This is a genomic window from Candidatus Thermoplasmatota archaeon, from assembly GCA_030018475.1.
Classification (GTDB): Archaea; Thermoplasmatota; JASEFT01; order JASEFT01; family JASEFT01; genus JASEFT01.
Genome location: JASEFT010000001.1, coordinates 1 through 7,825 on the forward strand (window position 1 = coordinate 1; position 7,825 = coordinate 7,825).

Consider the following 7,825-nt stretch of genomic DNA (forward strand, 5'->3'; position numbering starts at 1 on the left):
CGGCTATCTCAAGTATTTCTTTAAGATTATCGCTACTAGCAATAACCTTATTTTTTACCATTACTACCCATTTTCCGACTTCTCCAGAAACTTCAATTACTTCCATTTGTTCTTTCATCTATCTTACACTCATTAACAATAAAATACACCACGGCTATATAACTTTGTTGGATGATTCTTTTATCAGGCGGGCGGCAGGGGGTTCAAGGGGAAGTCGCCCGCTATAATTACCCATCGCATATCTATAAAATAGCGAGCAATTCGTCAGTGATCTTCTTTAGTGCCCACCAGCTTAGATTTTGCACACTCTCGTCAACACGGAAGCGCCCTTTGGTCGCGTCTACGCTCAGGCGCTTTGCGAGTTTAAGTGTTTGTATTTAAGGATAAGCTCTCGTTATCGTCCTTGGGAAAGGTGTTGCATCTCTAATATGCTCTAGTTTGCAAATCCATTTAAGCATTCTTTCAATGCCCAATCCGAAGCCGGAGTGCGGCACACTACCAAATCTTCTAAGGTCTAAATACCACTCATAATTTGCTAAATTTGCATTTTCTGCTTTCAATCTTTCAATCAATTTATCTACATCCGTTTCTCTTTCGCTTCCACCTATAATTTCGCCGTAGCCTTCAGGGGCAAGCATATCTGCACATAGATAAGTTCTTTTATCCTGTGGATTTTCTTTCATATAGAATGCTTTTATCTCTTTAGGATAGCTCGTAACAAATATTGGTTTGGGATCTAGCAGAGAGAGCTCGCGCTCTTCTTTAGCACCGAAATCAGCACCATACTCTATATCAAAACCTTTGTTTTGCAAAATTTTTATACACTCTTCGTAAGTAAATCTTTTAAACGGCGCCTCTATTTTAAGCAGAGTTTCAGCGCTACGATTAAAAGCTTTTAGCTCTACAGCTCTATATCTACCTAATTTCTGGCATATATATGATATAAGATCCTCCTGCAACCGCATATTTTCGTTATTATCTACCCAAGCAGCCTCAGCTTCCAAATGCCAGTACTCAGCTAGATGGCGAGTAGTTTTGGATTTTTCAGCTCTAAAACTTGGCGTTAAGCTCCATACCTTTTCAAGCGAGTAAATAAGCGCTTCTAAATACAATTGTGCAGATTGCGAAAGGTATGCTTTTTGATCAAAATAATTGAACTCAAACACTGTAGAGCCTCCTTCGCAAGCAGATGGCGTTATTGTTGGAGGCGTAACCTCGCAAAAATTATTCTGCTCAAACCACTCTCTTGCGTATTTTAGTAGAGATGCTTTGATCTTCATTACGTTAGTAAGTTCTCGAGACCGAATCCATAAATGGCGCTTATCAAGCAGAAATTCTTCGCTCTGATACTCGGTAATGGGAAAAACATCTGCAAAACTTATTACTTCAAATTTGCTCGCTCTTAGTTCGTAGCCGCCAGGCGCTCTAGAATCTTTTACAACTGTGCCTTCAACTTTAACAGAGCTTTCAATCAGAGCTTTCTCAGCATGCTCGAATTCTTGAGCTTTTACATTTTCTTTTGAAACCGCAGTTTGTATTACTCCTGTAGAATCGCGTACAAGCACAAATAAAATTTTGCCGCTGCTCCTCTTCCTATATATCCAGCCTTTTATAATTGCCACTCTACCTTCATAGCTACCTGTAAGCAATTTTTCTATATCAACAAACTCCATCTTTTAATAAAGTGAAAAGTTTAAATTGGTATTTATAGTTTATTCATTACAGGAAAAAAGTGAGGATTCTAATATTCGGCGCTGGCGCTATAGGCTCGCTGTTTGGTGGGCTGCTGAGTAAATATTGCGATGTTACGTTGTTAGGCAGGGGAGAGCATATCAAAGCTATAAAAAGGCGTGGGTTAGTAATTCAAGGTGAGAGTGAACTTCACTGCTATCCTAAAGCGCTATCTAAAACAGATAGAAAATTTGATTTTATAATTCTGGCTGTCAAATCTTACCATACTTTAGAGGCATGCAAGCAGCTGAAGAAAAATTTGACTAAAGGAAGTTTTGTTCTATCCATTCAAAACGGGTTAAACGAAGAAATATTAGTTAAGGAGTTGGGCAAGGAAAACGTGGTTAGAGGAATAACCAATCAGGGAGTATATCGTTTAGGCTCAGGTAAAATATATCATGCTGGTAGAGGTATAACTGTAATTGGCGAGTTGGACGGCGTTATTAGTGATAGAGTAAAAAAAATCAGCAAGATTTTCAAATCTGCAGATATCGAGACTAAAATTACTAAGAATATAGTTCGAGCTGTTTGGCTAAAAACTATTATTAACGCATGTATTAATCCTCTGACAGCACTCACTGGTTTGAGAAACGGAGCAATTTTAAGTGATAGATTACTTAGAGCTTTAGCAGAAGAAATTTGTAAAGAAAGTATTAAAGTTGCTAATAAATTCGGTAATTTTAAATTTTGCTATAGTAAGGTAATAAAAAATGTATTTGAGGTTGCTAAAGCGACTAAAAATAACAAATCGAGTATGTTGCAAGACATTGAAAGTGGCAAAAGGACTGAAATTGATTTTATTAACGGTAAAATTGTAGAAACAGGTAAAGGAGTAGGCATCGAAACAACTCTAAACTCAGCAATTGTAGAGCTTGTAAAAGGTCTTGAGTCCGGAGCTATTTGCAAGCAATAACTCTTTCAGGAGTGATTATATAATTTACTTTAACATCATATTGGGTAGTTAACTTAGAGAAATCTTCTAAAATTTGAATTTCATGCACAATTGCTAAGACGGGCGCTTTATCAGCAAGTAAATTCCTACTATTCAGATACCAATATTCTTTATCTCCGTAGCCAGAGCCTTTGCCTAGCCTATTACCTTTTAAATCTACAGCTACAGCACCTTGAATGAAAATATCCACTTTAGTTTCTAAATGTTTGCCGAAAAATTCGAATCCTCTGATAGTGGTGGCTAACTTTATTTTATTACGTTCTACGTTCCGTATTTCTAGAAATTTTTTCATATGCGGAGTAGCTATTGCAAGTACCTTGTTGTTTTCTAGTGCAAGCTCTCTAGCCCTTCTTAATACGCTATCAGGCGCGCAGAAAACGCAGTTAGCAAGTCTAAATTCTTTGACCTGTAATAACTTTTCACAAGCTTTTTCTGAGCCTATAAAATTAGGTATTCTGCCATAGCAAGGCCTTGGAAAAGAAACTAAATTTTTAGTTTCTAGCAAATGCCACACTCGCTGCCTTATTTCTTGCTTTGAGAGCATAAATTTATAGCCTTAAATTGATAAAGAGATATTAAACTTTATTATGTAGTAAAGATATTCATAGAAAAAGGTGATAAAAAATGCTAGAAGAGATTAGTCGCTTTGCAAATCTCGCTGTCTATACTAATCAAGGGCTAAAACTTGGTACTGTTGAAAATCTAGTATTAGATATAGCGAATAATAAAATCGAAGGATTGTTCGTTACAGATACTAATCCAACCCTTGTAGAAGGTTCTGTAAACGTCAATATTCCTTATAGATGGGTACAAGCTGTGGGTGATGTGATTATTTTGAAATATTTTCCTAGCAAAGTAACGCTTAAGAAAGAGGAGAAGGAGAAAGGCGAAGAGACCTCTGAAACTAAGTAAAAATATTTTTCTTTCTTTTTTAGGGTATGGAACTTGTATTCATAGGTACTGGCGGTAGCTGGCCATCTAAAGACCGTAATGTCTCTTGCGTAGCTCTTAGATTAGGTAAAGAAATAATTTTGTTTGACTGCGGAGAAGGCACGCAAAGGCAGTTAATGCGCTCTACTATAAGCTTCATGAAAATTTCTAAAATTTTCATATCGCATTTTCACGGGGACCATTTTCTAGGTATACCGGGGCTAGTTCAAAGTATGACACTCAACAATAGGAAAGAAGATTTAGAAATTTACGGTCCTAAAGGCAGTGGCAAGCTTGTAAGAACGCTTCTAAGGTTAGGCTATTTCACACCTTCTTTTAAGGTTAGAGTTTACGACCTTAACGGAAATGATAATATTGAATTTGAAGAGAATCGTATAAGAACATGCTATGCAGACCATAACGTACCAACTTTAGCTTATGCATTGGAAGAATATGACAGACCAGGAAGGTTTAGAATAGAGAGGGCAAAAGCACTGGGATTGCCTCAAGGCCCTTTATACAGAAGACTTCAGTCAGGTAAAAGTATCGTTTTTAAAGGTAAGAGAATAAAGCCTGAAGATGTGCTTGGCAAGCCTAGAAAAGGTCGTAAGCTGGTTTATGCAAACGATACAAGGCCTTGTGAAAACGTTGTTAAGCTTGCAGAGAATTGCGATGTATTAATACACGATGCTACAGTACACAGCAAGTTAGAGGATAAGGCAAATAAATATGCGCATTCCAGTGCAAGGCAAGCTGCAATGATCGCTAAAAGAGCGAATGCAAAATTGTTGTTCTTAGTGCATTTCAGTCCCCGTTATAAGGAAACAGATATTTTAGAGAAGGAAGCTAGAAAAATATTTAAGAACTCGATTTGCGCGCGCGATTTTATGACTTATAATATAAAAGCAAAGTAATCAAACAGCTCTTAATGCTGGACCTTCTTCGCCGGTCATCTCTAAACTTAAAGCTATCAAACTTTCAGTTCTTTCTACACCTTCTACTTTATGAATTTGATTTATTACAATATCTGTTATTTCTGCAAGAGTCTTGCCCTCTATTTTAGCAAAAACGTCATAGCGCCCGCTAACAATACTAGTCTCAGTCACACATTTTAGCTTTCTAACTGAGTCATGCACTTTTTTAGCAGCCCCTCGCTTGACGTTTATTAAAACATAGACTTTCTCCATGAGGTTAGAAATTAGCTTTAGGGTATATTAACTTTTTCGAGTACTTTTAGAAATTTCTCAACACATATGTGAAGTGCTTTTTCTGCTTGCCCTTTACCTGTAATTCCAGCTGCTCCTTTATGACCGCTGCCTTGGGCATTTAGCTCCTTCCCTATCTTCTGAGCATGCTTACCTAAATGGATATTCAGCCCTTCCTTTGCTTTTAATATAATATTAAACTCTTTGTTCCTCTGCCTCCCAACAATTGCTAGCTCTGCGCCTAAATAAATAAGAGCTTTAGCTACAGTACTTTCGAAGGCACTAATATTAGTCCAAGCTATAATCTTATTATTTACAGTTGTATATTTTACTCTTTGCATGCCTTTCAGCAAAGCAATTTTCACTGAGAAATCGCGCTCTTCTTCTTCGCTAGGCACAATATCTTCTAATTTTAATTCTGCAATTTTGAGCAATTCTGAAACAGCTTTAAAAGTTTCTGCAGAGCCTCTTTTGAAACGCCCAGTATCTGTAATTATTCCTGAAAGTAGCGCGAGAGCAGTATTTTTATCAATCTTCGCTTTTTTGAGCTTTAAAATTTGCCAGACTATTTCTGCACAAGAGCTTTTAGTATCGTCGCAATAATATAATTTTGCGCCGAGCCATTTTGTTCTTACATGATGATCTATAATTATTGGCGATTTCATCCTACTTGCGAGCTTCCCAAGCATTGCAGGGGTTGCAGTATCGACTATGAAATTATATTTGTAGTTTTTTAGCTTTGGCCCAATAATGATTTTCAGTTTTAATTTATCGGCAAGTTTTTTTGCATCTTTGCTTATACTCTCAGAAGCGCCTATTTCTAAATTATTAAAATTTTTTGATAGTGCGTAAGCACTTGCTAAAGCATCGACATCTGCATTTACATGTAGAAGAACGAGTTTAGGGCAGTCTTTTTCTAAATAATCTAAAATTTTACTCAGCGACATTACTCAAGCTCTTCTTGCACTTTAAGCTGTTCTGAAATATCTTTTTGCAGGGTGTTCAGCCTTTCCCTCAGCCTCTCAATTTGCCTATCTAAAGTCCTGGCTCTGACCTCAGCAGTTTCCTTCTCCTCTTTTAGCTCTTTTATTATACCTTCTCTGCTCTCAACTCTAATTAAAAGGCTGCCTATACTTTTATAAATAGGCTTGTCGTTGCTGAGCTTATCAAGCTCTTCAATAGCTCTTTCTGACTCACGCATTTGTAATTCAAGCTGCTGACGCTGCGCTATCATTATTTGAGCTTGCCTTTGAAGCTCTTGGTATTGCGCGAGCTGATGCTCTATCTTTTTAGGAACTTCTTCCATTTTTATGCTCGTAATACATAGTTGTTGAATGTTATAAATGTTGTGAGTTATAGGGGTGAAAACTTTATAGTGCGAGCATGGAAGGGAGTAATAAAAAGTCGGCAAAATATCAAAGAGTGCATAATCGTTATGTTCTAGGCAATTCTAAATTTACTTCTTAATCACGCCCATTTCACTAAGCTTTTCAGGTAGGTAAGTGCTTGTAACGTAGTCTAGACCGTATTTAGCTAAAGCTTGCTGCTCTGACTTCTTGTTGAGCTTTAGTTGCAGCTCGATCTCACCTTCCCAAGTAATATCGCCGTAGATAGGTCCTTTGAATCTAGGGTCTGTCTTCTCCGCTTCTAATGCTTTTGTATCTTGCTCTGTTAGCTTGTCAGTAGGCAGTTTATAATTTTCCATATCACTAGGTAAAACTCCTAGAAACTGCGCTTCGGGAGTGGCAAGATATTCTGAAATATGCGCTGTTTTAATTGCTCCGTAAGCAACGCTTGCAAATATTCTAAAGCTCCATGGGTCGCAGTCAGTAAATATTACTACTGGTAATTTGAGCTCTTCATTCATCCTTTTAATTATTCTTCTAGTACATCTTGCAGGCTGACCTTTTAAATGAACTAATATAGCTCTTTCCTTATCATCGAATCTATTCTCTACAAGTCTATCGAACATACCGCCTGTTTCTATTGCAATAATAAAATCGGCATCGTAGCTCTTAAACTTCAGCTTCTCTTTCTCTACTTTGTAAGGTATTGTATAGCCTGCATCGCCAACGTCATCTCTACAATTTATTTTCCTAACTGCTCCTGTCCTTACAACCTCTTCAATTGTTATATTGCCAATAATAGAAGCGCCGTTTTCTTCAGGCCTAAGCTTAAAATCTTCACGCATTAGCTTTGTGATTATTTCTAAGTCTTCAATCAAGCGATCACTTTCTTGCTGCTCATGGAATTTAGCTAAATCCCAGCCTTCAGAAATATAGTACATTTCTCTTAATGTAGATGATTTATTGTTTTCTAACTGATATTTTATAAAATCGAGTGTATACATTGTTCTCAGCAGCATATAAGCGCCGTCTAGCGTTTTAGCGCTCCTTGTAGTAAGAATGTCGCCGTACTTCCATACTCTATGCTCGTCGCTGAATACAATATTTGCTTTCGTTCTAGTAGGTATTGTAATTGCAGGTATCTGGATTTTCTCTAGTCTATTATAAATCTCAGATGCAATATCTTTTAGGCTCTCATATACTTCTTGCTCTTTCTTTCTCATTTCCTTTTGCTTAAACTCAGCTGATAGACTCAACGAAAAATCTCGTGAAGAGCCCATTGTCGCTGAGTTTACTCCTCCAATTTCCTAGATTCTTTTGTCTGGGAAGCGCCTTTCTCAATTCTTTCATCCTCTATTTCTTCCTCTGCTAGCTCCTCCTTAGCCATTTCTCTTTTTCTAGCTTCATAAGCATCTTGGTCCCAAACTTCAGCGCCTGAAACAAGTTCAGGGTCTATGCCCTCTACATAAAGCTCGCTTTCTTCAAAATCTTCTCTATCTAAGCCCTCCAACTCAAATTTTAGTTCCTTCTTCGTTAAGCTCGGAACTTTTTTAAGATTCCATGTGATTATATGGTCTGTTATTTCAGGCTTTGGTATTATGTCCTTTACTTTTGCATCGCTTGGTACTACTGCTAGGAGTTTAAAACCTTTTGAGTGCGGT

General features: G+C 37.4%; 10 protein-coding genes. 3 read left to right on the forward strand and 7 right to left on the reverse strand.

Features of this window, described 5'->3' with window-relative positions; all coding sequences use genetic code 11:
* Positions 1-377: 377 nt before the first annotated feature.
* Positions 378-1,673, reverse strand: a complete 1,296-nt coding sequence (asnS, locus tag QMD21_00005) for an asparagine--tRNA ligase (protein ID MDI6855155.1) — start codon at positions 1,671-1,673, stop codon at positions 378-380.
* A 59-nt stretch (positions 1,674-1,732) separates the two neighbouring features.
* Between asnS and QMD21_00010 the strand changes: the two genes are divergently transcribed.
* Positions 1,733-2,644 (forward strand): 2-dehydropantoate 2-reductase, encoded by a 912-nt coding sequence (locus QMD21_00010; protein ID MDI6855156.1) that lies wholly within the window; start codon positions 1,733-1,735, stop codon positions 2,642-2,644.
* Here the strand turns inward: QMD21_00010 and QMD21_00015 are convergent.
* Entirely contained in the window at positions 2,628-3,227 is a 600-nt protein-coding gene (locus QMD21_00015; GenBank protein MDI6855157.1) for a 5-formyltetrahydrofolate cyclo-ligase, read from the reverse strand. The genes QMD21_00010 and QMD21_00015 overlap by 17 nt on opposite strands.
* Positions 3,228-3,307: 80 nt before the next feature.
* Here QMD21_00015 and QMD21_00020 point away from each other — a divergent pair, with 80 nt between their 5' ends.
* Together QMD21_00020 and rnz are read left to right on the forward strand one after the other, a co-directional pair.
* Positions 3,308-3,595 carry a PRC-barrel domain-containing protein gene (locus tag QMD21_00020; GenBank protein MDI6855158.1) on the forward strand — a complete coding sequence of 96 codons (288 nt, stop codon included), beginning with the start codon at positions 3,308-3,310 and terminating at the stop codon, positions 3,593-3,595.
* A 26-nt stretch (positions 3,596-3,621) separates the two neighbouring features.
* Positions 3,622-4,527: a ribonuclease Z gene (rnz, locus tag QMD21_00025; GenBank protein ID MDI6855159.1), complete on the forward strand. Its 906-nt coding sequence runs from the start codon at positions 3,622-3,624 to the stop codon at positions 4,525-4,527.
* On the opposite strand, the gene QMD21_00030 is transcribed toward rnz, so the two are convergent.
* The 5 genes from QMD21_00030 to QMD21_00050 form a co-directional block, all read right to left on the reverse strand.
* Positions 4,528-4,800, reverse strand: a complete 273-nt coding sequence (locus tag QMD21_00030) for an Lrp/AsnC ligand binding domain-containing protein (GenBank protein ID MDI6855160.1) — start codon at positions 4,798-4,800, stop codon at positions 4,528-4,530.
* A gap of 17 nt (positions 4,801-4,817) precedes the next feature.
* Entirely contained in the window at positions 4,818-5,765 is a 948-nt protein-coding gene (locus QMD21_00035) for a DHH family phosphoesterase (protein MDI6855161.1), read from the reverse strand.
* The gene (locus QMD21_00040) at positions 5,765-6,124 is read right to left on the reverse strand and encodes a prefoldin subunit beta (GenBank protein MDI6855162.1); all 360 of its coding nucleotides are present in this window, start codon (positions 6,122-6,124) and stop codon (positions 5,765-5,767) included. Before QMD21_00040 ends, QMD21_00035 begins: the two co-directional genes overlap by 1 nt.
* Before the next feature lie 150 nt (positions 6,125-6,274).
* Entirely contained in the window at positions 6,275-7,387 is a 1,113-nt protein-coding gene (locus QMD21_00045) for a DNA topoisomerase IV subunit A (GenBank protein ID MDI6855163.1), read from the reverse strand.
* Between the two features lie 68 nt (positions 7,388-7,455).
* A partial coding sequence (locus QMD21_00050) for a hypothetical protein (GenBank protein ID MDI6855164.1) occupies positions 7,456-7,825 on the reverse strand: 370 nt, incomplete at its 5' end.